Raw genomic sequence first — 21,560 nt, 5'->3', positions numbered from 1 at the left:
CTCTGGGCGCGACGACTGCAAGACCGGTCGCGCATTTTCGGCATGAGACAGGTCAACGCGCAGGTAGGACAGGTCGTTGACATATCGAAAATCAATAATATTGAATATCGATATGGGAAGGACAGAAAGAGTGATGCTCATGCAGGATTCGCAACGACAGGCAGCGGGATTATCCTCTGACGATCCGTATGATATGATAAAGCTGATCGATCCTGTGCTGCAGGCTGCATCTGGATTGGCGTGGGTGGCGGCAGCATTTCATGTCGTTGAGATGCTTCACGCATGGGCGCCGAACTGGCTGGTGGCGCGTTTCGGATGGGCGATGCATTGGGGTGCAGCTCTCTCTCCCTGGCAGGCACTATGTCTGGTCGTGGAGTATATCTGCGAAGCGCAGATGTTCGCCCTGACCGCCAAAATCGCTGCCCGGTGTGTGCGAAGCGAGGTGTTCGTCCACGACAATATACGTCTGCTGCGGTTGATCGGCTATTGGGGCCTTGTCGGTCGGATGCCCGATTTTCTTTTGGGTTTCGTCGAGGGTATTACGGACGGCGCCACGGGACGGCCATATCACGCGATGAACGGCGATATCGGCAATGTGCCGGTGACTTCGGATATGCCGTTTGCGGGAGATGTCGCGCTTCTCGTCCTGCCATTCGTCATGGCCTGGGTGTTCCGCCGTGGAATGGCATTGCGCCAGGAACTGGATGAGGTCGTCTGACGTGGCCATTGTCGTGGATCTCGACGACATACTGCAACGGCGCGGCATATCCTTAACGGCACTTTCGGAGCGGATCGGCCTGACGCTTGCCAATCTTTCCATTCTCAAGACTGGAAAGGCCAAGGCCATTCGCTTTTCGACTCTGGAGGCGATTTGCCGGGCTCTGGATTGTCAGCCCGGCGATCTTTTGCGCCACGAGGGTGATGTGTCCTGATTATGGATGTGGCGGCGTTTCGGCTTGGGGCGCAGTCGTTGCTTTTGGCAGATCGTTGAGTTGACCACGCGGCACGGCTTGGAATTTCGGCACCGGTTGTCCGGCATAATAGACCGGTCCCTTATAGTTCTGCGGAAGCTGTGCGGCATTCAGCCGGTCGACGTAGCTATCGCCCGTCTTGTCGCGATACGGTGCATGCTCTTGTGCTGGAGGTGGCGGGGCGGTCTTCTTGTGTATGGGTGCGGCGGCGGCCACCGACAGAAGGGAAAAACCAGCCGTCAGAACTGCCGCAAAACGATATATCGACATCTTTCTTTTCCTCTACCGGTAGAATAGCGTCGTAAGAGAGGAGTTATTCTCCCAACGCGCCGCTAACCTTCATACCACGCTGCCATACCTGATCGATATGATTGATGGCGGTGATGTCCTGATCCGGCGCACCTCTGACGATCAGCAGATCCGCGCGCTTGCCGGGGGCGATCAGGCCACGATCGGACAGTTGCAAAAGGGCGGCGGCATTGCCTGTGGCCAGCGTGATCGCCTGCATCGGGGTCAGTCCTGCCGCAACCGTCAGGGCCAGTTCGCGATGCTCGGCAAAGCCGGGAATACGCGTGGGGGCAGCTCCCGAATCCGTTCCGAAGCCGATATGGATACCTGCCTTGTGCAGGATCAGCAGATTGTGTTGATTGATCGACAGGGCATGACGTGAGGCGGGTGTGATCGGCTTGGCCAATGTCTTGATCCGCCAGTCTGAACTGGCGAACTGCGCACGCAGCGCCGGATTGAGGCCGGCGGCCAGGAACGGATTATTCAGCCATTCCGGGTGTTCCGCGAACAGGTAGTTGGCTTCATCCAGGTCCAGCGTCGCAATATACCATGTGCCGCGCTGCTTCATGGCCATGATCAAGGCCTGATCCACCGGCTTGTCACGCACGCCGTGCGCTACGATATCGGCTCCGGCATCGACGACGGCCTTGGCGACGTCCAGATCGTGGATATGCACGGCCACGCGCACATGGCGCTTATGGGCTTCATCGATGGCCGCGCGATAGATGATGGGCTTGAGCTTGGGATAGACCTTGCCGTTCGGCACATCGTTACGGAAATCGTCCACCCAGATCTTCACGAGATCGGTTCCCTCGTCGATCATCCGATCGACGTCCTTGCGGGCTTCCAGGGGCGTTGTCGGGCGATAGATCTGATCCGGTCCCAGGCCATGAACCATGCTGGCGGGCGGGATGCCGTTCGGTGCGCTGATGCCTTGATCGACGCCGAAAAGGTCCGCGCCGGGATTTGCCCCTGCATGCTGTTCATGGCGCAACTGGTCGAAAAGGGGCGATTTGTTGAGTCCCAGCGCAGTGACGGTCAGCACGCCGTATTGCGTATATTGCTTCAGCGCGGCCAGGATGTTTTCGCGTGTATAGTTCGTGCTGGCCGCGCCGGTGCCCGATACCAGACCGACGTGACTGTGATCGCTGATCAGGGCAGGCAGCAGCGTCTTGCCGGTGAGGTCGATATGCTGCGCGTTTGCAGGTGCCTGGCCGCCGATGCTGACGATGCGTCCGTCGTCCACGACGACACTGACGTCCGGGCGCGCGGCTTGTCCCGTGCCGTCGATGACCCGCGCATGGTCGAAAACGGTCGGCGCCGCCACGGCGGCTGTCGCAGAAAAGAGCGAGGTCGCCACAGCAAGGAGGGGCAATGGACGCAGATCAGGCATCAGATGGTTTGTTCCCGGCATGACATGATGTTCGGGAACGTTCTCAGGGTCATCTGGATCGGCGGGTCAATAAAAATGTGATGACATCCGTCAGTGGCGTTCAACTGGTGTGCCAGGAAGGCAACTGGGACTTATAGGGTGTATCGAACTGGTGAATGATACGATCGAATTCGTGATGATCGTAGATACGAATCGATTGGGCAGGCTTTATGCCGCCAAGCGCCCGATGCGCGAGGCGATTGACGGCACGCCCGAAGATGCCCGGCCCGGTCTTGTAGGCAATGAACAGGCCGGCATGGAGATAGCTGTTTCGATAAAGCGATAGCAGGCAATCCGCGCCAATGGCGCTGTTGGCGACCGTGCCATAAAAATCGTTATGTACGACGCCGTTATCGGTCAGGAAGAGCACGTTTCCGGCTTGCTGGCTGGCAATGAATTGCAATGCCTCGGCGTCGCGAATCCGGATATCGGCGTCCAGCCACCATCCACCATAGAGTTGCGTGACGTGCACGCGCAGGAAATCGACGGCCTCTGCTGGCGAAATGTAACCAAGTTGGATGTGTAACTGGGTAAAACGGAAGCTGACAATGACGAAAAGATATAGAATTACTAATTACTGTTAAGTAATGATCTATCGTATGATTCCGGATTCATGCGCGTCCTGGTTACCTTTAGGACGCTTGCCATGATGCCGCGATTGCGTAACAGCATTGAAATGCGATTTTGGTTTTTGTGAGATTTGCCGGTTGGCTGGGGGACCTGGATTCGAACCAGGGCTGACCGGGTCAGAGCCGGTAGTTCTACCGCTAAACTATCCCCCAAAACCGGACGGAAGAGCCAGAAGCTCTGCGGTGGCGGGCAATTAGCATCGTGACGCAGGCTATGCAAGCCCCATTTCCATCCCGGACGAAGACAGGGATCATTTTACTGTTTTGTCATAATCTTCTTGCGACGAACAACGCGGCGTTCCACAGTGTAAATGTAAGGTGTCCTTGGCGGGCATCGGGAGAGCCGCCAAATGAGTTTTTGCGAGAACCGGATGCTTGCCCAAGGCAAGCCGCACGCTTCACCGCGTTACGCGACATCGCGTGAACGGGCTGAATGGCTCGGTGCGAACGGATGTTTCGCGGCGCTCGATCTGGGCACGAACAACTGTCGTTTGATGGTGGCGGTGCGCAGCGGCGACGGTTTCCGCGTCGTGGACAGTTTCAACCGCACGGTGCGACTGGGCGAGGGGCTGCAAAGCGCCGGGGTGCTGAGCGACGACGCCATGGCGCGCACCATGAGTGCCCTGCATGTCTGCGCGGCGCGACTGCGCCAATGGCCGGTCCGGGCGATCTGCTGCGTTGCGACGGAAGCCTGTCGCCGCGCCGCGAACGGGCGGGCTTTCCTCCAGCGTGTTCGTGCTGAAACCGGGCTGGACATTGCCATCATCAGCCCGCGCGAAGAGGCCGAACTGGCGATGGACAGTTGCGGTGCCCTGCTTCATGCCAACAATCACCGTCGCGAACGCGGTATCCTGTTCGATATTGGCGGCGGCTCGACCGAAATCGCATGGCTGCGTCTCGACCGCGCGCGCCGCGCCCAGACATTGACCGGCACAACCAGCATTCCATGGGGCGTCATCACCATGGCCGAGCGCTTTGCGGCGCCCGCTGCGGACGCATCTGACGAGGAGCATGCGGCCTATTACGAGGCGATGGTGCGGCATGTCATGACGGAACTCGATGGTTTCGAGGCCGTGCATCATATTCGGCGGGAAATCGGCCGGTCCAATGTCGGCATGCTTGGCACCAGCGGGACGGTCACGACGCTGGCCGGTATTGCGCTCAACCTTCCACGCTACAACCGGCATGCGATCGACGGTATCGTCCTGACGGATGCGGCGGCGCTGGGTGCCATCGATACGCTGCGCGCATTCCGTGCCGACGGGCTGGCGACGCATCCATGCGTAGGGTCCGAACGCAATCATTATGTCTTGCCCGGCTGCGCGATCTTCGAGGCCATCCACCGGCTCTGGCCGGTCGAGGCCGTCACGGTTGCGGATCGGGGACTGCGGGATGGGCTTCTGTTCCGCATGGCGCGTGAGATGGAGACGATCGGCCATGTGCGGTCGCCCTCGAACGTCGCGCGGCGTACGCCACCGTCATCGAAGCATGGCGTGTATGGGGCGAATTCGGCTATCTGGGGCGCATGAGCAAGAACAAACCGCCGCGTCGTCCATCATCCAAACAGCCCGAGCGCATACCCGGGCGCGCCCTGAAAAGCACGTCCGCGCCCGGCGGCGACGATGCGGCGCTCGACGCCGCCGCCGTTGCGGCGGGTCGCAACAAGACCGTTTCCCTCCGAACGGCGCGAGGGCGCACGACCGCGCAGCAACGCTGGCTGAACCGGCAGTTGAACGATCCCTACGTCGTTGCGGCGCGCAAGCAGGGGTGGCGCTCACGGGCCGCCTTCAAGCTGATCGAGATCGATGACCGCTTCAAGTTAATCAAGCCGGGCATGCGCATCATCGATCTCGGTGCCGCGCCGGGCGGATGGGCGCAGGTTGCCGTCAAGCGTGGCGCCAGTCACGTGGCGGGTGTCGATCTTCTGCCAGTCGATCCGGTGGGAGGGGCGGAGATCGTCGAAGGCGACTTCACGGACCCGGAAATGCCCGACCGGTTGAAGGCATTGTTGGGCGGACCGGCGGATCTGGTGCTGTCGGACATGGCGCCGAATACGACCGGGCATGCGCCGACCGACCATCTGCGGATCATGGGGCTGGCGGAAGGCGCGCTCGACTTTGCCATGCAGGTGCTGGCGGAAGGTGGCGGATTTGTCGCAAAAGTGTTTCAGGGTGGCTCCGAAAAGCAGATGCTGGAGCCCATGAAGCTGGCGTTTGCGTCCGTGAAGCACGTTAAACCACCGGCTTCGCGCAAGGAGTCGAGCGAATTGTATGTGGTGGCGACAGGATTTCGACCGGCGCGCCTGAAAGACTGACAGATGTCTGGTCCGGATGGAAACCCATTGCGCTATTATGGGCTTCCGACCGACAACTTCGGACCGCTGGACTGCGTTCCCATATGTGTTGTCTCGGACATCAGAGGGGGCGTCGTATCATGGTGCACATGGCCGAAGGAAACTTCGATATCGACATGCAGCTGCAACCTTCTGCAGTCGATGGCATCGAGCGCTTTGTCGTGAAGAAGACCTTCCATGGCGCTCTGGAGGGAACGGGCCACGGAGAGATGCTGGCCGTCAGGACAGCAGTGGAAGGTTCGGCAGCCTATGTGTTGATCGAGCGCATCACGGGCCGGATGGCGGGGCGATGGGGCAGCTTTCTGCTGCGTCATGATGGGCTCATGGATCGACAGGCACCGACGCAGAATATCGTCGTCATCCCCGATAGCGGGACTGATGGGCTGGAAGGGCTTTCCGGCACCATGACGATCGACGCTGAAGCGAAGCATCGTTACGCTTTTCGCTACAGCTGCCCGGAATAAAAAAACGCCGGGGGGAACCCGGCGCTTTTTATGGCAGATCAGGAGGTCGCCGTTTCTGCCGTGCTCGGTACGGCCGGGCGGCTGGACACGACCGACTCGCCTGCCGGTGGGCGAGCAGCGCCCTCCGTAATCATTTCCAGATGGCCCGTGATCTGGCCGCCATCCTCGACCTGCAGGCGACGCGTCTTCGTCTTGCCGATCAGGCGGCCGGTCGAGCGAACGGTCAGGTTACCGCGAACCGTCAGCGTGCCATCGATCGTGCCAGCAAGTTCGGCGTCCTCGACTTCGATCTCACCTCGGAAAACACCACCCTGGGCGACCGAGAGTTCTGCCGCATGGATCATGCTGGCTTCGACCGTGCCTTCGACAACCAGGCGCTCGGCATCCTGCACTGTGCCCTGGACGCTGATGCCGCGACCGACGACGAGCGTACGACGCTCGACCGCGCCGGTACGCGTGGGCGCGCCCGGCGCAGCGGCGGATGTCGGGGTCGGCGCGTTCGGACGGGCGCCAGCCGGCGGGTTGTTGGTCGGAGGCGTCGGGAACGGGGAGCGACCCATGGCGGTATCCTTCGGAGTGGTCGGGGTGGTTTGGGCGTCGGCGCTGGCGGGACGCTCAGGGAAAAGGGACTTGGCGCTGCCGGTCGGCGTCGACGGGTTCGGGCCGTTCGAACCCGAGGGACCTGAAGCCGGGGCGTTGCCGGTCGCGTTGTCTTCTGGTTTGCGTCTTCTGAACAAGGAAACCCCGCTGCGCGATCTGAAAGTGGGCGGTTCGGGCGCCGCAAGCGGCTGGCTGTCGCAGCCTGTGCCATGTGTACCTGCGACGAACACTACTTAACCCGGCTTACACGCTCCCGCGCGGCGGCGACAAGTCGGAGGCGCGTGATTTGCGTCGCTTTTCCGACGCTTTTTTTCACGAGCCGCAACCCGTTGCCGTCGCGGAGTTGGCGTGGGACCCTGCGTTGCCTATGATCGTGTTGATTTGATGGCGAAACGCCACCTTTCAGCCGTTTTCTGGAGAATTCATGAACGTTTCCCCCGTGCCGACGCTTGATCTGCTCTGCATCGGCAATGCCATCGTCGATGTGCTTGCCGAAGTCTCGCATGATGCGCTGGCTTCCCTCGGATCGCCCCCCGGCGGCATGACGTTGATCGATGCCGAACAGGCGCGCAGCATCGAGGCCGGAATCATGCCATCACGCGTGATGGGCGGTGGTTCGGCAGCCAACACGGCGGTGGTCGCGCGTCGCCTCGGCGCGTCGGTCGGCTATCTTGGAAAGGTGGCGGACGATGCGGCCGGTCGTCACTATGCCGTTGATCTGCGTGAGCTGGGGTTGACCTATCCGTCCGCGCCGGTTGCCGATGCGGATGTGCCGACGGCGCGCTGCATCGTGCTGGTCACGCCGGACGGGCAGCGCACGATGCACACCTATCTCGGCATCTGCACGGAGTTCGGGCCGGAGGATGTCGATGCGGCAACCGTTCGTTCGGCGGCGATCACCTATATGGAAGGCTATCTGTTCGACAAGCCGCGCGCCCAGGCGGCTTTCGTCCATGCGGCGGAACTGGCGCACGGCGCGGGACGGCAGGTGGCGCTGACATTGTCCGACTCATTTTGCGTCGGGCGACACAAAGCCCCGTTCCGCGATCTGGTGGCCGGTCACATCGATATCCTCTTCGCCAACGAGGACGAGATTCGCGCGCTTTACGATGCAGCGGATATCGACGAGGCGCTGACGCTGGCAGGGCGTGACACGAAGCTGGTCGCCGTGACGCGTGGCGCGCAGGGAGCTGTCGTGCTGGCGGACGGGAAGCGGCACGACGTTCCAACTGATACGGTGACCGTCGTGGACACTACTGGCGCGGGCGATGCGTTCGCGGCCGGTTTCCTGGCTGGATTGACCAAGGAACGTGATCTGGCATACTGCGCGGCGCTGGGCAATCGCGCGGCCGGCGCGATCATCACGCAGATCGGGGCTCGTCCTGAAGACGACTTCGCGTTGCGTGCCTGATTGTCCGCTTCCGGGGATCGTGATCGAGCCGCTGACACCGTCTCATGCCGAAAGCATGTTTCCGGGTCTTTGCGATGTCCGGGGCTACACTTACCTCGCGGAGGAGCCGCCGGAGGATGTCGCGGCTCTCCGGGCGCGGTATGCTTTTCTGGCCGGCGGTGGCCCCCCGGATGGGCATGAAGTGTGGCTGAACTGGGCGATCCGTAGCGAGATCGGACTGCTTGGCTATACGCAGGCGACATTACGGGGCGATCGGGCGCTGATCGGCTATCACGTCTTCCCGTCGTTCTGGCGTCAGGGCGTTGGACGGCGTGCCGTCAGCCTCATGTTGCAGGCCGTGCAGAAGCGAGGGGATATCGCGATTGCGGAGGCCCTTGTCGACACGCGCAACGTCGCGTCGGCCGGATTGTTGCGCCATCTGGGATTTCATTGGGTGGAAACAGTTCGCAATGCCGACTTCTTCAAGGGCCAGCATAGCGACGAATATCGTTTCGAACGTCTTTTTCCGCCTTTCAACGCGGGTGAACGCGCGTAATCAGCATCCTTTGATTGCAACGCGCGGGGAAACCGGGCAGAAGACGGCCAACCCGTCAAACCCGACCCTGCATCGTTCATCCGATCCGGCAGGGCATGACCTTCGGCACCAGCCCGAACAGGACCGCTTGCATGGAAATCCGTAACATCGCCATCATCGCGCACGTCGATCATGGCAAGACTACCCTCGTCGATCAGCTGCTGAAGCAGTCTGGCGCCTTCCGCGACAATCAGCACGTCGCCGAACGTGCGATGGACAGCAACGATCTGGAACGTGAGCGCGGTATCACGATTCTGGCCAAGTGCACGTCGGTCGTATGGAAAGACACGCGCATCAACATCATCGATACGCCGGGCCACGCCGATTTCGGCGGTGAGGTCGAGCGCATCCTGAGCATGGTGGATGGCGCGATCATCCTCGTGGACGCTGCCGAGGGCGCGCTCCCGCAGACGAAGTTCGTGCTGGGCAAGGCGCTGAAGCGCGGCATCCGCCCGATCGTCGTCGTCAACAAGATCGACCGTGGCGATGCACGCCCGGACGAGGTGCATGAGGAAATCTTCGACCTGTTCGCGGCGCTCGACGCCAATGAGGAGCAGCTCGACTTCCCGATGCTCTACGCCTCCGGTCGTCAGGGCTGGGCCGACACGGAGCTGGACGGACCGAAGAAGGACCTCTCGCCGCTGTTCGACCTTGTCCTGCGCCATGTCCCGACGCCGGGCCTGGACTCGGAAGCGCCGTTTGCAATGGTGTCGACCATTCTCGAGAGCGACAACTTCCTGGGTCGCATCCTGACGGGCCGCGTGGATCAGGGTCGTGCGCGCGTCAACATGCCGGTGCGCGTGCTGCGTCGCGATGGCTCGATCGTCGAGACGGGCCGTATCACGAAGCTGCTGTCGTTCCGCGGGCTGGACCGCGTGCCGGTGGACGAGGCGGAAGCGGGCGACATCATCGCCGTTGCCGGTCTCTCGGAAGCGACCATTCCGGACACGATCGCCTCGCCGGAAGTGGCCGAGCCGCTGGAATCGCAGCCGGTCGATCCGCCGACGCTGTCCATGACCTTCCGCATCAATGACTCGCCGTTGGGTGGTCGTGAAGGCAAGAAAGTGACGTCGCGCCAGATCCGCGATCGTCTGTTCAAGGAGACCGAAGGCAACGTCGCCATTCAGGTGACGGAAAGCCCGGAGAGCGAAGCGTTCGAAGTGGCCGGCCGCGGCGAATTGCAGCTCGGCGTGCTGATCGAGACGATGCGCCGCGAGGGCTTCGAACTGACGATCGGCCGCCCGCGCGTGCTGTTCCGCGAAAACCCGGAGACGGGTGAGCGCGAAGAGCCGTTCGAAGAGGTTCTGATCGATGTGGACGAGCCGTATTCGGGCGTGGTCGTCGAGAAGATGTCCCTGCGCAAGGGGCTGATGCAGGATATGCGTCCGTCCGGTGGCGGCAAGGTGCGCCTGACGTTCCTGATCCCCTCGCGCGGGCTGATCGGCTACCACGGCGAGTTCCTGACCGACACGCGCGGCACGGGCCTGATGAACCGCCTGTTCGCGGGCTACCAGCCGTATGTCGGCGTGATCGAAGGCCGCCGTAACGGCTCGTTGATCTCATCGGAAGACGGTTCGTCGACGCAGTATTCGTTGTTCTCGTTGCAGGACCGTGGCGCGCTGTTCATCGATGCGGGCGAGAAGGTCTATGTCGGGATGATTATTGGCGAGCATTCGCGCGAGAACGATCTCGAAGTGAACTGCGTGCGCGAAAAGAAGCTGACGAATATCCGCGCGGCCGGCAAGGACGATGCGCTGTTGCTGGTGCCGCCGCGTAAGATGAACCTCGAGCAGGCGATCGCGTATATCGAGGACGACGAACTGGTGGAGGTCACACCGTCCGCCGTTCGTATCCGCAAGCGTTACCTCGATCCGAACGAGCGCAAGCGGATGGAAAAGTCCAAGGCGGCTGTCTGATCTCGATTGCAAGCGCGGCATTGGTGGTGCCAATGCCGCGCTCTTTACATGAATTTGTTTATATTGGGGCGTCTTGACGACGAACCTGCGACTTTCGGCGTGTGACCCGAAAGTTTAATGCGCGACGCGTAAATCGAAAGATGGTAATCGACAGTTGGCTATGCGCGAGGATGTAGGCGTGTCAGGAAAAGAGCGTGCTCGTTTCGCCAGCAGTCCATAGTTTATTTTCGTTTTCGGAGATTACCCGATGTCTATCCTCAACCGCCGCCTGATCGCCGCCGTTTCCACGCTTGCTCTCGCGGCAGCGGCGCCGGCTATCGCGCAGACGACGCCGTCCCCTGACGCCCCGGCTGCAGCGCCGACTGCTCCGACCGCTCCGGCGCCCTCCACCACGGCACCGGCACCGGCACCGGCGGCGACGCCCGACACCGCAACGCCGGATGCGGCTGCGCCGACCAGCGAAGCGCCGAAGAAGCACAAGCACAAGCACCACAAGCACCATGGCAAGAAGGCGCCGGCGCGCGCTGCGGCTTCCGAGTCCGGAAACTGATCTTTTCCTGAGTGTTCGGGAAGAAGCGGGGCCGCAACTGCGGCCCCGCTTTTTTTATGCCGCGTAGCGGTCGAGCGAGAGGTCGAGTGCCGGGATTTCCGTACGACGACCGCTGATGCGGTCGGCCAGAAGCTTCCCGGAGCCGCAAGCCATCGTCCAGCCCAACGTGCCGTGGCCGGTGTTCAGCCAGAGGTTGCCGTAGCGCCCGGCTGGGCCGACGATCGGCGTGCCGTCCGGCGTGCACGGGCGCAGCCCGGTCCAGTAGCGCGCATGCGACAGGTCGGCACCGCCGAACATCTCCGAGAAGGATAGTTCCAGCGTTTCACGGCGGTCTTCGCTCAGGCGCAGGCGCCAGCCGGCGAGTTCCGCCGTGCCGCCGATGCGGATTCGATCGCCCAGACGCGTGATGGCGACCTTGTAGGTTTCATCGTTGACGGTGGAGAGCGGAACGCGCGATTCGTCCGTGATCGGCGCGGTCAGGGAGTAGCCCTTGACCGGATAGACCGGCAGATCGAGTTCGATGGGCTTCAGCAGGCGCGGCGAATAGCTGCCCAATGCCATGACATAGGCGTCGGCCGTCAGGCGACCCGCGCTGGTGCGGATGCCGTAGATGTTGTCCGCGGCAGCCTCGACGGCCTCGATCTGCGTGTGGAAGCGGAAGGTCACACCTTTTTCCGCAGCCATTTCAGCGAGGCGCTTCGTGAACAGATAGGCATCCCCGGCTTCGTCGCCGGGCAGGCGCAGGCCGCCGGCCAGTCGCTGGCGTGCGCCGGCCAGGCCGGGCTCGTATTTCAGGATGCCGGAGACATCGAGCAGTTCGTGGGGAATATTGCTTTCCGACAGCAGACGCATGTCTTCATGGGCATGATCGACCTGCTTTTGCGTCCGGAAAAGCTGGATCAGGCCGTTCTGGCTGCCGTCATACTGGATGCCGGTGAGCTGGCGCAGCGCTGTGAGGCAATCGCGGCTGTATTCCGCGATACGCAGCATGCGGCCCTTGTTGATGTCGTAGGATTTCGACGTGCAGTTGGCGAGGAGCTGCGTCACGAAGCGCGCCATCGGCAGGCTGGCCGCTTCGGGCGAATTACCAGCGGGCTATGCTTGCTCAGCATCCATCGCATGGCTTTCAGCGGCAGGCCAGGCATCGCCCATGGGGTGGAATAGCCAGGCGAGACCTGACCGGCATTGGCGAACGAGGTCTCCAGCGCGACGCCGGGCTGGCGATCCACGACTTCAACTTCGTGTCCCTGTTCGGCGAGGTACCAGGCGGTCGTAACGCCGACGACGCCGGCTCCCAGGACGATGATTTTCATTCCATACTCTCGATATAGTCGCGATGATAACGATGGCCGAGCGATGTGAGCAGCTCGTAGCTGATGGTGTCCAGACCGGCTGCCACGGCATCGATCGGACGATGCGGACCGATTAGTTCGAAAGCGGTGCCCGGTGGCACGGGCATCTCGCCCAGATCGGTGATGTCCAGCGCCAGGCAGTCCATGGAGACGCGCCCGACGATCGGCAACGGCACATCCGGGCGCTCGGGATGCACGGCCACGGCCCGCCCTCCGGCGGCGCGTGGCAGGCCATCCGCATAGCCGGCGGAAAGCGTTGCGATGCGGCTGTGGCGGGAGGCGACGAAACGCGCGCTGTAGCCGACGGCGGTGCCGGGCTCGATGCGTCGCTCCTGGATCATCCGTATGCTCAGCGTGACGGTGCCGCGCATGGGATTGGCGCGATCCGGTGTCGGGTTGCCGCCATACAGGGCCACGCCGGGGCGCACGAGATCGAAATGAAAATCCGGGCCGAGATAGATGCCGCTGGAGGCTGCAAGACTGGAGGGCGCATGAGGCAGAAGTGGCCGCAGGCGTCGGAAGGTCGCCAGTTGCGCCGTGTTCTGGCGATGGTCGGGCTCATCGGCGCAGGCCAGATGGCTCATGACCAGCTTGACGTCGAAAGCGGCAAAATCGTTGCCGAGTGCGAGGATATCGGCTTCGTTCAGGCCGAAGCGCGACATGCCGGAATCGATCTGCAAGGCACAGGGCAGGCGCTGCGTCCTGCGCTTCGCCAGAGCGCGCCAGAGCGCAATCTGCGCCGGGCTGTTCAGAACGGGCGTTATGGCGGCATCGGCCAGCGTGGCTTCACTTCCGGCGAAGGGGCCGTTCAACTGGAAGATCGTCGCATCCGGTCCCAGCAGGGTGCGCAATGCAAGCGCCTCGTCGACGGTTGCGACGAAGAAGTTGCGGCAGCCCGCGCGATGCAGGACCGGTGCGACCTTCGAGACGCCCAGACCATAGGCATCGGCCTTGACGGCCGCACCGACTTGCGTGGCGGGACCGACATGCTCGCGCAATCGACGGTAGTTCGTGCCGATGGCGCCCAGATCGATGCTCAGCCAGCCGCCGGCGCCGTCGCGAGATGCGCTCATGAAAGGATAGGAAGTGAGATCATTGTGCCGGAGACACTAAGCCGAAAGTTCGCCATGCCTCAAGCGCCTGTCGGCACGCCCTTGCTGGTCGAATATTCGAAATGCAATGCGGTGTCAGGATGGACGATCGGATGGATGGCATGTGCGGCCATCGCACCTTCGCTGAAGCCCTGCAGGATCAGCTTGAGTTTGCCGGGATAGGTCGCGACGTCGCCGATGGCGAAGGTGCCGGAGAGGGACGTTTCCATCGTGGACGGCGTGACGGGAATGACGTTGCGATGGCTGTCGAGATTCCATGTCGCGATCGGGCCGAGATCGGTCGAGAGGCCATAGAAGGGCAGGAGGGTGTCGGCTTCCAGTCTGCGTGTCTCGCCCTCCAGGGTCGCGACCTCCACCGCATGCAGATTGCCCCCTTCGCCGTGCAGGGCATGCAGTTGATAGGGGACGACTTTTTCGATCCGCCCGGCGGCAACCTGCGCGTCGATGCGCGCCAGTGTTTCCGGCGCGCCGCGGAAACGCGGGCGGCGATGCAGAAGATAGACCGTCTCGGCGATTTCCGAGAGCGACAGCGCCCAGTCCAGTGCCGAATCGCCGCCGCCCGCCACGACGATGCGTTTGCCGGTGAAATCCGCGCGTTTGCGCACGTAATACTGCACGGCGCCTGATTTCTCGTAGGCATCCAGACCGCTGAGAGGCGGACGGTTGGGACCGAAAGCGCCGGCGCCGGCGGCGATGATGACCGCGCGGGCCTGAATCGTCTGGCCGGTGCTGGTGACCAGCGTGAAGTCACCACGACGACCGGCAAGTTTCTCGACGCGCTGGCCAAGCAGGCGCGGCACATCGAACGGGGCGATCTGTGCTTCCAGTTTGGCGATGAGATCCGCACCCTCGATCGCGGGGTGGGCGGGAATGTCGTAGATCGGCTTCTCGGGATAAAGCGCCGCGCATTGACCGCCGATGCTGTCGAGCGCGTCGATCAGGACGCAACGCAGCTTCAGCATGTTGCATTCGAAAGCCGCGAAGAGAGCGGTCGGGCCAGCGCCGATGATGGCGACATCGGTCTGGATCGGGGAAACGGTCATGGTCGGTCCTGATCTGAGGGGCGCGAGGTCGTGGTTGCTAGCAGAAAGCGCGAAAATCGCCCAGAGCGGGACAGGTGTGGCGTGAAAGACACAAAATGACATAAAGGGGTCTTGCGGTACGATGCATGCGCAAAGGCACTGGCGATGACATTGCGAATACGCGCCCAGGAATTGCGCGACGATCTGGCCAACCGGCTGAACTATTCGAACCCGTTCAATGATCGCGTCACGCCATCGGTAGGTCGCACATTTCTGGGAAATGTCTCGTTCATTTACTGAGCGTGACAAGCCCGCTGAGCAGAAGGGCTGGCAAGGCGGGATTCATGCCCGCAAGCGGCACATCGCCGAAACGCAGCGTCAGGCCGAGTATCAGCCCCGCAGCGATGCCGGTGCCGATGCGTTTGGGGGCAAGCGGTCGGCCCCAGGCGATTGCCAGCGTGGCCGGAATGATCGGGGCGATGCCCAGGTAGAACAGGGTATTGAGCTGTGTCAGCAGCGTCTGGAAATGAGCGGCGCCAAGCGCCGAGAGGGCAAAATAGGCCGCGATCACGGTAAAACCCCAGCGGCGCTGCGCGTTATCGCCCAAGTGCGGGACGATGTTGCGCGTCACGATGGCGGCGAGGGCAAGTCCGATGCCGGCGAGAACGACAAGCGCGGAGAGCGCTGTGCCAGCCAGCACCAGTCCTGTCCCCCAGTCGGGCAATAACTGTGCGGCGACGCTCAGGAACGCCTCATCCGCGCCATGGGGACGCGGTTGATGTGTCAGCGCGAAGGTCGCCACGATCAGCAGAAGTGGAAACAGCGCCATATAAAGCGGCATGAAAATCTGCGCGCGACGCAAGGCATCGGGGCTTCGTGCGGCAAAGACGGCCGCCACGGTTGGTGGTGACAGGCAGAAGCCGATGGATTGGGTCAGGATGGTGCTGACGATGAATATGTCATTGGAAAGGCTGGCTGTCGGGCGCAGAACCGATGCGACAGGGGCGGTCGGATTTTGCGGCCAGTGCAGCAGGGCCGCGATGGCGATGGCGGCGATCGCGCCGAGGACGAGCGCATCCTTGAGCGCTGCCACGCGTGCCGGTGCGCGTAACCCGGCCAGGCCCACATAGGCGAGCGCGACGATCGCTGCCAGCAGGCTCGCGGCCGGCGCCTCATGCTGCCATCCCAGGGCGCGCACGACATTCTGCAAGCCGATGAATTGCGATGCGCCCAGCGGCAGTAGGACGGCGAGAAGCAGCACCCCGACGCCGCGTTCCAGTGCGATGCTGCCCGTATGGGCGCGGAAAAGGTCGGGCAGGGTTGCCGCGCCGCTGGCCGCACCGGCGCGCCACAGGCGCGGATAAAGAATGAAGCCGATGGGGAAGGCCAGCAGGATATAGCCGACGAACCACAGCGCCAGCGTGCTGCCTCTTGCGTAGATCCCGCCCGGAAAGCCGAGGAGGGAACCGATGCTGTAAGTCTCGCCGACGGCCAGAAGGAAGTAGAGGGGCGTGCCCAGCCGTCCGGCGGCTGCGAAGAAATCGCGGGCATTTGTTGTCCGGCGTCCTGCGGATAGCGCCAGCAACACGGACAGGCCGATCGTGACGGCGAAGGAAAGGATCATGAACCGACCCGATAGGCGAGCCAGAGGCAGAAACTCGTGAGCGGGATTGCCGCGAACAGCCATGGCAGGACGACCGGAATGCCCAGAAGCGTCCAGGAACTGCGTTCGAGAAACGGCAGGGGAACAAGCAGGAATGCGAAGGGCAGGATCAGGATGAGACGGGTCACGGCATGGCCTGTGGCATAGTCGGGCGCAATCTGGCGGTCAGGTAAACGGTATTCAGGTGTTGCCGCCGACTGTAAAGGGAATGCGACGCAACAGGCGAAGGCCATCATGACCTATCTTTATCTGATGATTGCCATCGTGGCGGAGGTTACGGCGACCTCGTTCCTGAAGCAGGCGATGGGCTTCACCCGTCTGTGGCCGACGCTCATCACGGCGTGCGGCTATATCACGGCATTCTATTTCCTTTCCCTGGCCTTACGCGACATTCCGACGGGCATCGCCTATGCGATCTGGTCTGGGGTGGGCATCGTACTGATCGCGATGGTGGCCTGGCTTTGGCAGGGACAGAAGCTCGATACACCGGCGATGATCGGCATGGCGCTCATCATGGCCGGGGTGGTGGTGATGAACGTCTTCTCGAAGACGGCCGCGCATTAGCCGCCCTCAATCCCGAAGCATCGACCAGCTTCTGCCGCCCATCCCCGGCGGGAGGCGGGCTTCGTAGACAGCCCGGGCGATGGCGCGGGCCAACACGTCGCCGGCCAGCGCGCCGATCCGGGCCGTCAGCAGGGCACGGGCTCCGGATGGCAGGGGGCGCCTTGCCGTGGCAAGTGTGAAGATGGTGTCGCCATCGAACGGAGAATGCGCCGGGCGGATGGCACGGGCCAGCCCGTCCTGCGCCATGATCGCCACGCGTTTGCATTCGTCGGAGTCGAGATCCGCGTCGGTGGCGATGCAGGCGATCGTGGTGTTGGCGCGTGGAGACGGGTTGATCTTCGCATCGCCCCAATCCTCGGCTGCGGCATGGCCGGGCAAAAGGCCCAGGCCGCCGAATTCGCGCCCGATTTCGAATGGTGCCGCCCAGAAGCGACGCGTTTCCGGCATGACGACGCTGCCGACGCTGTTGCAGGCGACGATGGCGCCGACCGTGATGCCGTCATGCGTGACATACGATGCGGTGCCGATGCCACCTTTCAGGCTTCCGGCCGTGGCGCCGTATCCTGCGCCGACGGTGCCGAGCGCCACATCCGAATGCGTATCGCGCACCGCCCGCAGGCCAAGATCACGATAGGGCGGATTGAAGCCCCAGTTCTTGTTTCCGCCATCATCGAGATCGTAGAGGATCGCGGTCGGCACGATGGGTGATACGGGAACGCCGCTCTTGTGTCCGAGGGCAAAGCCGCGCCCCTGCGCGCCAAGCCATGCCGCCACGCCATCGGCCGCCGCCAGACCGTATACGGAGCCGCCGGAAAGCACGATGGCGTCCACGCTGCGGACGAGGTTCCATGGCGCAAGCGCATCGGTCTCACGCGTGCCGGGGCCGCCACCCCGCACATCCACGGCGGCGGTCGCGCGCTGGTCCGGGAGAATCACGGTGACACCGCTGCGCACCTGCTCGTCCTGGGCCTGTCCGACCGTCAGGCCGGCGACGTCCGTGATGGCATTGCGCTGGCCGGGTCCGCCCGCCTGTTGCTGCGCCTGCGCGCCACGCGTCATGCCGGCGGCCAGCGTCGTGAGAAGGAACTGTCGGCGCTGCATGGCGTCTCCGGCAAGGGTGTTTGCGATGATCGGGGTTCTGCGCGATTTGATCGAAAGGGAGAAGGGGTGACGTCAGTTCGTATCTGTTGCGCGGGGTGGGCCGTGCCGCCGCATCATCGCGACCTGTTTCCCGTGAGCGGGAGTCATCTGGCTCGCTATGCCACCTTGTTCGATGCGGTTGAAATCAATACCTCATTCTATCGCCCTCATCGGCGGGCGACATATGAGCGCTGGGCGGAAACGGTGCCGCCTGGCTTTCGTTTCGCCGTAAAAGTGCCGCAGGCATGGACGCATGTCGCGCGTCTGGCGGTCGAGGCGCGGGACATGGCCGATTTCGTTGCGGCGGTTGACGGTCTGGGTGAGAAGCGGGGGCCGTTGCTGGTGCAATTGCCGCCCAGCCTGTCGTTCGAGGATGCGCTGGCCGCCGAATTTTTCGCAAAGTTCCGTACGATAATCGCGGGACCGATTGTCTGCGAACCTCGGCACGCCAGTTGGTTCACGTCGGAAGCGGCGGCGCTGCTGGCCCGTCATCATGTTGCCCGCGTCATGGCCGATCCGCTGCCCGTGCCGGAAGCCGCCCAACCCGGCGGCTGGGACGGATTCGTCTATCGCCGGCTGCATGGTTCGCCGGAGATTTATTATTCGGCGTATGGCGAGGAATATCTTGGGAATCTTGCGCGGCAGATCAGGGAAACGCCAGTAGCGCAATGGTGCGTCTTCGATAATACGGCGCGCGGCGCGGCGGCCGCGAACGCGCTGTCCCTGGTCGGGCTGCTACGGGACGGAGGATAACGGTCTGGCGCGGCGCGAATACGCCTGCGCCAGACCGGCGTGCCGTATCAGATATAGTGCTCGGACAGCGGTGCGAAACCGTTGAAGCCGGTCGAGCAGTAGGTTGAGACATAGGCGCCGGTCGAAAGCAGTTCGACGCGATCACCCGATGTCAGCGCCATCGGCAGTTCTACGCGGCGCTTCTCATACATGATGTCCACGCCGTCGCAGCTTGGGCCGGCGACGACTGTCGGGCCGGTCGCCTGACCGTCATGCGGCGTCTGGAAGCGATAGCGGATGGCTTCACCTTCCGTTTCCGCCAGACCGCCGAAACGGCCGATGTCCAAATAGACCCAGCGCGGATCGGTCTCGGCGCCGCCGCGACGGCTGACGAGCACGACTTCCGACGAGACAACGCCGGCGTCGCCGACCAGAAAGCGGCCAGGCTCGATCAGCATCGTCGGCAGGTCGTTGCCGAAGTGGCGGGTCATGGCATGGCCGATGGCAAGGCCGAACTGGTCGATCTCGGGAACGTCGCTCTGGTAACGAACGGGGAAACCACCGCCCAGATTGACCATGCGCAGGTTCAGCCCCGCTGCCGAAAGATCGGTGAACAGCATGGCGACGCGCGCGATGGCGGCCTCATACGCAGCCGTGTCGGTTTGCTGGCTGCCGACATGGAACGACAGGCCGTACGGATCGAGGCCGAGTGTGCGGGCACGCAGCATCAGATCGCGGCCATGGTCCAGCGTGGTGCCGAACTTGCGCGACAGCGGCCAGTCCGCGCCTTCGTTCTCGACGGCGAGACGGCAATAGACGCGTGCGCCCGGTGCGTGTTCGGCAAGCTTGGCCAGTTCCTCTTCGCTATCGAAGACGAAGAGATCAACACCTAGCGCGAAGGCTTCGCGAATGGCCGAGACCTTCTTGACCGTATTGCCGAAGGAGACCCGATCCGCCGAAGCACCGGCATCGAGGCACATGCGGACTTCGCCGATGGAGGCGGCGTCGAATGACGAGCCCAGTGCGACGAGGCGTTCGAGAATCGCCTGTGCCGGATTGGCTTTCACGGCGTAATAGATATGCGCGAGAGGCATTGCCTCCTGCAGCGCATGATAACGATCGGCGACGCGGTCCACGTCGACGATGAGGCAAGGCGTTGCCGGCTGCTGCTCGGCAAGATAGCGGGCGATCTTTGGAGTCATGACGCTCCTCCCGGTGGCCGTCCTGACGGGAGCGGCGTGTTGCGAAACGGTCGAACGGACCGGCGATCAAGTCGAGGTCGTCTTGCCCGCGCCGAGACGCGATGAGAGCAACCCGATTGCCAGAACGCTTGACGTCGTTGCGTAACCTACAGAGGGCCAGTGGCACGTGCGTTGCTGCGTGGGCGGCCATATGGGGCTAAACCATCGTGTGTGCAACATGGTTTTTTCACTGCGTCGAAAATTTCATATTTGCGTGCCGCAGTCGCATCGTCTGCCGCATTATATTATGGGAACGTAAACCGACACTATTGCGTAATGATGATCCAGTATCGTGTTACGTTCTGCTCGTGAGGAGTTCCCGTTTGACCGACGCCATGCGCCCCCAGTCCGGCAAGGATATCGCGCAACTTCGGGAGCAGATCGACGATGCCCGCCTTCAACGGGATGAGGAAGGGATTCGTCAGGCCCAGAAACTAGGACCGAATGCGCCGGGGACGGGTGCGGCCACGCCCTTCCACATGCCGTGGGCGGGATGGAAACTGGTGTTCCGGCAGACGATCAGCGAACTGGGCACGAGCCAGGTTTCCCTGGCCGCCGCTGGCTGCGCCTTCTATGCGACGCTGTCGCTCTTTCCGGCGATCAGCACCCTGATCTCGGTCTATGGTCTTGCTTTCAACCTCGAAACCGTCGAGCCGCAACTGGAGGTTCTGCGCCATCTTCTGCCGAGCACGGCCTATACGCTGATCGGCAACCAGATTCATACGTTGATCTCCCAGCCGCATTCGTCATTGACGATCGGGCTGATCTTCTCGATCTCCGTTGCGCTGTGGTCGGCCTCGGCCAGCACCAAATCCGTGCTCTCCGCGCTCAACATCGCCTATGGGCTCGAGGAAGCGCGCAGTTTCGTCCGTTTTCAGGCGCTGGCGCTCGGCACCACCTTCATCGCCGTTCTGGGCGCATGCCTGACGCTGGCCTTGATGGTCGCGCTGCCGGCGCTCGTGGACTACCTGCCGGCACATTTCGGCAGCCTGCGGGCGCTGCCCTACCCGGCAAGCCTTCTCATGAGCTATGGCGTGCCGGCACTGATCCACTGGGGCGCCCCGGCGCTGATGCTGCTGTTCGTGTTCGGGGCTGTGACGCTGCTTTACCGCTATGGTCCTTCCCGCGCTCCGGCGGCGTGGCGCTGGATCGTTCCCGGCTCGATCGTGGCGACGATCTTCTGGGTCGTCACGTCGCTCGCTTTCTCATTCTATGTCGGGCGGTTCGCGGCTTACGGATCGACGTACGGGCCTCTCGGCGCCGTGGCGGCCATCATGATGTGGTTCTTCGTCAGCGCTTATGTCGTGCTGTTCGGCGCGGAGCTGAATGCCGGTCTGGAAGACCGTATCATGGGACGTCAACCCAAGGTCTCCGGCCTGCCGCAGCCGGACGCCGTCACGGCGAAGGTGGTTTCGGACGACGCGATCAAGGGCGGGCATGCCAAGACGCCACAGGCCGACGAACACCCGCAGCAGGCGTGACGAACGGTTTCGTCGGGGAACTTCGGAGACGTTGAACCTTTGTCCTCGGGCAAATCCTCCTCAAG

At 62.8% G+C, this 21,560-nt stretch carries 25 protein-coding genes, 1 tRNA gene and 1 pseudogene; 15 read left to right on the top strand and 12 right to left on the bottom strand.

Annotated elements, in window-relative coordinates; genetic code table 11:
- Positions 1 to 139 precede the first annotated feature (139 nt).
- Together A0U93_RS06075 and A0U93_RS06070 are read left to right on the top strand one after the other, a co-directional pair.
- On the top strand, positions 140 to 718 hold the full coding sequence (locus A0U93_RS06075) for a DUF2975 domain-containing protein (RefSeq protein WP_169852706.1): 579 nt from the start codon (positions 140 to 142) through the stop codon (positions 716 to 718).
- Position 719: 1 nt separating this feature from the next.
- A complete protein-coding gene (locus A0U93_RS06070) occupies positions 720 to 932 on the top strand; it encodes a helix-turn-helix domain-containing protein (RefSeq protein ID WP_077806550.1) in 213 nt (70 codons plus the stop codon).
- On the opposite strand, the gene A0U93_RS06065 is transcribed toward A0U93_RS06070, so the two are convergent.
- From A0U93_RS06065 to A0U93_RS06050, 4 genes are all read right to left on the bottom strand, one after another.
- A complete protein-coding gene (locus A0U93_RS06065; protein ID WP_077806549.1) occupies positions 933 to 1,241 on the bottom strand; it encodes a hypothetical protein in 309 nt (102 codons plus the stop codon).
- Between the two features lie 43 nt (positions 1,242 to 1,284).
- On the bottom strand, positions 1,285 to 2,652 hold the full coding sequence (locus A0U93_RS06060; protein WP_077808368.1) for an amidohydrolase family protein: 1,368 nt from the start codon (positions 2,650 to 2,652) through the stop codon (positions 1,285 to 1,287).
- A 100-nt stretch (positions 2,653 to 2,752) separates the two neighbouring features.
- Positions 2,753 to 3,163 carry a hypothetical protein gene (locus A0U93_RS06055; protein ID WP_174807217.1) on the bottom strand — a complete coding sequence of 137 codons (411 nt, stop codon included), beginning with the start codon at positions 3,161 to 3,163 and terminating at the stop codon, positions 2,753 to 2,755.
- Between the two features lie 236 nt (positions 3,164 to 3,399).
- Positions 3,400 to 3,473, bottom strand: a tRNA-Gln gene (locus tag A0U93_RS06050).
- A 197-nt stretch (positions 3,474 to 3,670) separates the two neighbouring features.
- Between A0U93_RS06050 and A0U93_RS06045 the strand changes: the two genes are divergently transcribed.
- The 3 genes from A0U93_RS06045 (at position 3,671) to A0U93_RS06035 (ending at position 6,137) form a co-directional block, all read left to right on the top strand.
- Complete coding sequence (locus A0U93_RS06045) at positions 3,671 to 4,849, top strand: Ppx/GppA phosphatase family protein (protein WP_255318266.1); 1,179 nt, start codon at positions 3,671 to 3,673, stop codon at positions 4,847 to 4,849.
- Positions 4,846 to 5,634 (top strand): RlmE family RNA methyltransferase, encoded by a 789-nt coding sequence (locus A0U93_RS06040; RefSeq protein WP_077806547.1) that lies wholly within the window; start codon positions 4,846 to 4,848, stop codon positions 5,632 to 5,634. Before A0U93_RS06045 ends, A0U93_RS06040 begins: the two co-directional genes overlap by 4 nt.
- A 119-nt stretch (positions 5,635 to 5,753) precedes the next feature.
- Positions 5,754 to 6,137 (top strand): DUF3224 domain-containing protein, encoded by a 384-nt coding sequence (locus tag A0U93_RS06035; RefSeq protein WP_077806546.1) that lies wholly within the window; start codon positions 5,754 to 5,756, stop codon positions 6,135 to 6,137.
- 38 nt (positions 6,138 to 6,175) lie between these two features.
- On the opposite strand, the gene A0U93_RS06030 is transcribed toward A0U93_RS06035, so the two are convergent.
- On the bottom strand, positions 6,176 to 6,697 hold the full coding sequence (locus A0U93_RS06030; protein WP_077806545.1) for a bactofilin family protein: 522 nt from the start codon (positions 6,695 to 6,697) through the stop codon (positions 6,176 to 6,178).
- Here A0U93_RS06030 and A0U93_RS17100 point away from each other — a divergent pair.
- The 5 genes from A0U93_RS17100 to A0U93_RS06005 all read left to right on the top strand — a co-directional run bounded on the left by A0U93_RS17100 (position 6,696) and on the right by A0U93_RS06005 (position 11,188).
- A complete protein-coding gene (locus A0U93_RS17100) occupies positions 6,696 to 6,974 on the top strand; it encodes a hypothetical protein (protein ID WP_211274053.1) in 279 nt (92 codons plus the stop codon). The two genes, A0U93_RS06030 and A0U93_RS17100, sit on opposite strands and share 2 nt — an antisense overlap.
- A gap of 187 nt (positions 6,975 to 7,161) precedes the next feature.
- Positions 7,162 to 8,148, top strand: a complete 987-nt coding sequence (locus A0U93_RS06020) for an adenosine kinase (RefSeq protein ID WP_077806543.1) — start codon at positions 7,162 to 7,164, stop codon at positions 8,146 to 8,148.
- Positions 8,141 to 8,683, top strand: a complete 543-nt coding sequence (locus tag A0U93_RS06015; protein ID WP_245825122.1) for a GNAT family N-acetyltransferase — start codon at positions 8,141 to 8,143, stop codon at positions 8,681 to 8,683. The genes A0U93_RS06020 and A0U93_RS06015 overlap by 8 nt, the downstream gene beginning before the upstream one ends.
- Positions 8,684 to 8,814: 131 nt before the next feature.
- Entirely contained in the window at positions 8,815 to 10,638 is a 1,824-nt protein-coding gene (typA, locus tag A0U93_RS06010) for a translational GTPase TypA (protein WP_077806542.1), read from the top strand.
- Between the two features lie 247 nt (positions 10,639 to 10,885).
- Complete coding sequence (locus tag A0U93_RS06005; RefSeq protein WP_077806541.1) at positions 10,886 to 11,188, top strand: hypothetical protein; 303 nt, start codon at positions 10,886 to 10,888, stop codon at positions 11,186 to 11,188.
- A gap of 54 nt (positions 11,189 to 11,242) precedes the next feature.
- Here A0U93_RS06005 and A0U93_RS06000 read toward each other — a convergent pair.
- The 3 genes and pseudogenes from A0U93_RS06000 to A0U93_RS05990 form a co-directional block, all read right to left on the bottom strand.
- Positions 11,243 to 12,501 (bottom strand): annotated as a pseudogene (locus A0U93_RS06000) (D-amino acid dehydrogenase).
- Complete coding sequence (gene alr / locus A0U93_RS05995) at positions 12,498 to 13,613, bottom strand: alanine racemase (RefSeq protein ID WP_077806540.1); 1,116 nt, start codon at positions 13,611 to 13,613, stop codon at positions 12,498 to 12,500. Before alr ends, A0U93_RS06000 begins: the two are co-directional and overlap by 4 nt.
- 59 nt (positions 13,614 to 13,672) lie before the next feature.
- Positions 13,673 to 14,695 (bottom strand): NAD(P)/FAD-dependent oxidoreductase, encoded by a 1,023-nt coding sequence (locus A0U93_RS05990; RefSeq protein ID WP_077806539.1) that lies wholly within the window; start codon positions 14,693 to 14,695, stop codon positions 13,673 to 13,675.
- Positions 14,696 to 14,839: 144 nt separating this feature from the next.
- Between A0U93_RS05990 and A0U93_RS16920 the strand changes: the two genes are divergently transcribed.
- A complete protein-coding gene (locus A0U93_RS16920; protein WP_255318265.1) occupies positions 14,840 to 14,974 on the top strand; it encodes a hypothetical protein in 135 nt (44 codons plus the stop codon).
- Here A0U93_RS16920 and A0U93_RS05985 read toward each other — a convergent pair.
- Both A0U93_RS05985 and A0U93_RS05980 read right to left on the bottom strand, forming a co-directional pair.
- Positions 14,964 to 16,298 (bottom strand): sodium:solute symporter family protein, encoded by a 1,335-nt coding sequence (locus A0U93_RS05985; protein WP_077806538.1) that lies wholly within the window; start codon positions 16,296 to 16,298, stop codon positions 14,964 to 14,966. The two genes, A0U93_RS16920 and A0U93_RS05985, sit on opposite strands and share 11 nt — an antisense overlap.
- The gene (locus A0U93_RS05980; protein WP_147150741.1) at positions 16,295 to 16,573 is read right to left on the bottom strand and encodes a DUF3311 domain-containing protein; all 279 of its coding nucleotides are present in this window, start codon (positions 16,571 to 16,573) and stop codon (positions 16,295 to 16,297) included. Before A0U93_RS05980 ends, A0U93_RS05985 begins: the two co-directional genes overlap by 4 nt.
- Here A0U93_RS05980 and A0U93_RS05975 point away from each other — a divergent pair.
- A complete protein-coding gene (locus A0U93_RS05975) occupies positions 16,572 to 16,901 on the top strand; it encodes a DMT family transporter (RefSeq protein WP_077806536.1) in 330 nt (109 codons plus the stop codon). The two genes, A0U93_RS05980 and A0U93_RS05975, sit on opposite strands and share 2 nt — an antisense overlap.
- A gap of 6 nt (positions 16,902 to 16,907) precedes the next feature.
- Here A0U93_RS05975 and A0U93_RS05970 read toward each other — a convergent pair whose 3' ends face one another.
- On the bottom strand, positions 16,908 to 18,002 hold the full coding sequence (locus tag A0U93_RS05970; protein ID WP_147150739.1) for a P1 family peptidase: 1,095 nt from the start codon (positions 18,000 to 18,002) through the stop codon (positions 16,908 to 16,910).
- Positions 18,003 to 18,068: 66 nt separating this feature from the next.
- Here A0U93_RS05970 and A0U93_RS05965 point away from each other — a divergent pair, with 66 nt between their 5' ends.
- The gene (locus tag A0U93_RS05965; RefSeq protein ID WP_077806535.1) at positions 18,069 to 18,794 is read left to right on the top strand and encodes a DUF72 domain-containing protein; all 726 of its coding nucleotides are present in this window, start codon (positions 18,069 to 18,071) and stop codon (positions 18,792 to 18,794) included.
- Positions 18,795 to 18,841: 47 nt separating this feature from the next.
- Here A0U93_RS05965 and A0U93_RS05960 read toward each other — a convergent pair whose 3' ends face one another.
- Complete coding sequence (locus tag A0U93_RS05960) at positions 18,842 to 19,975, bottom strand: type III PLP-dependent enzyme (RefSeq protein ID WP_077806534.1); 1,134 nt, start codon at positions 19,973 to 19,975, stop codon at positions 18,842 to 18,844.
- Here A0U93_RS05960 and A0U93_RS16385 point away from each other — a divergent pair.
- Together A0U93_RS16385 and A0U93_RS05955 are read left to right on the top strand one after the other, a co-directional pair.
- A complete protein-coding gene (locus tag A0U93_RS16385) occupies positions 19,974 to 20,120 on the top strand; it encodes a hypothetical protein (protein ID WP_169852705.1) in 147 nt (48 codons plus the stop codon). The two genes, A0U93_RS05960 and A0U93_RS16385, sit on opposite strands and share 2 nt — an antisense overlap.
- Before the next feature lie 217 nt (positions 20,121 to 20,337).
- Complete coding sequence (locus tag A0U93_RS05955) at positions 20,338 to 21,495, top strand: YihY/virulence factor BrkB family protein (RefSeq protein WP_371862835.1); 1,158 nt, start codon at positions 20,338 to 20,340, stop codon at positions 21,493 to 21,495.
- Positions 21,496 to 21,560: the final 65 nt, after the last annotated feature.

Origin of the sequence: Neoasaia chiangmaiensis (assembly GCF_002005465.1) — a bacterium.
In the GTDB taxonomy this organism is placed as follows: domain Bacteria; phylum Pseudomonadota; class Alphaproteobacteria; order Acetobacterales; family Acetobacteraceae; genus Neoasaia; species Neoasaia chiangmaiensis.
This window is presented reverse-complemented; position numbering and strand designations above follow the sequence as displayed.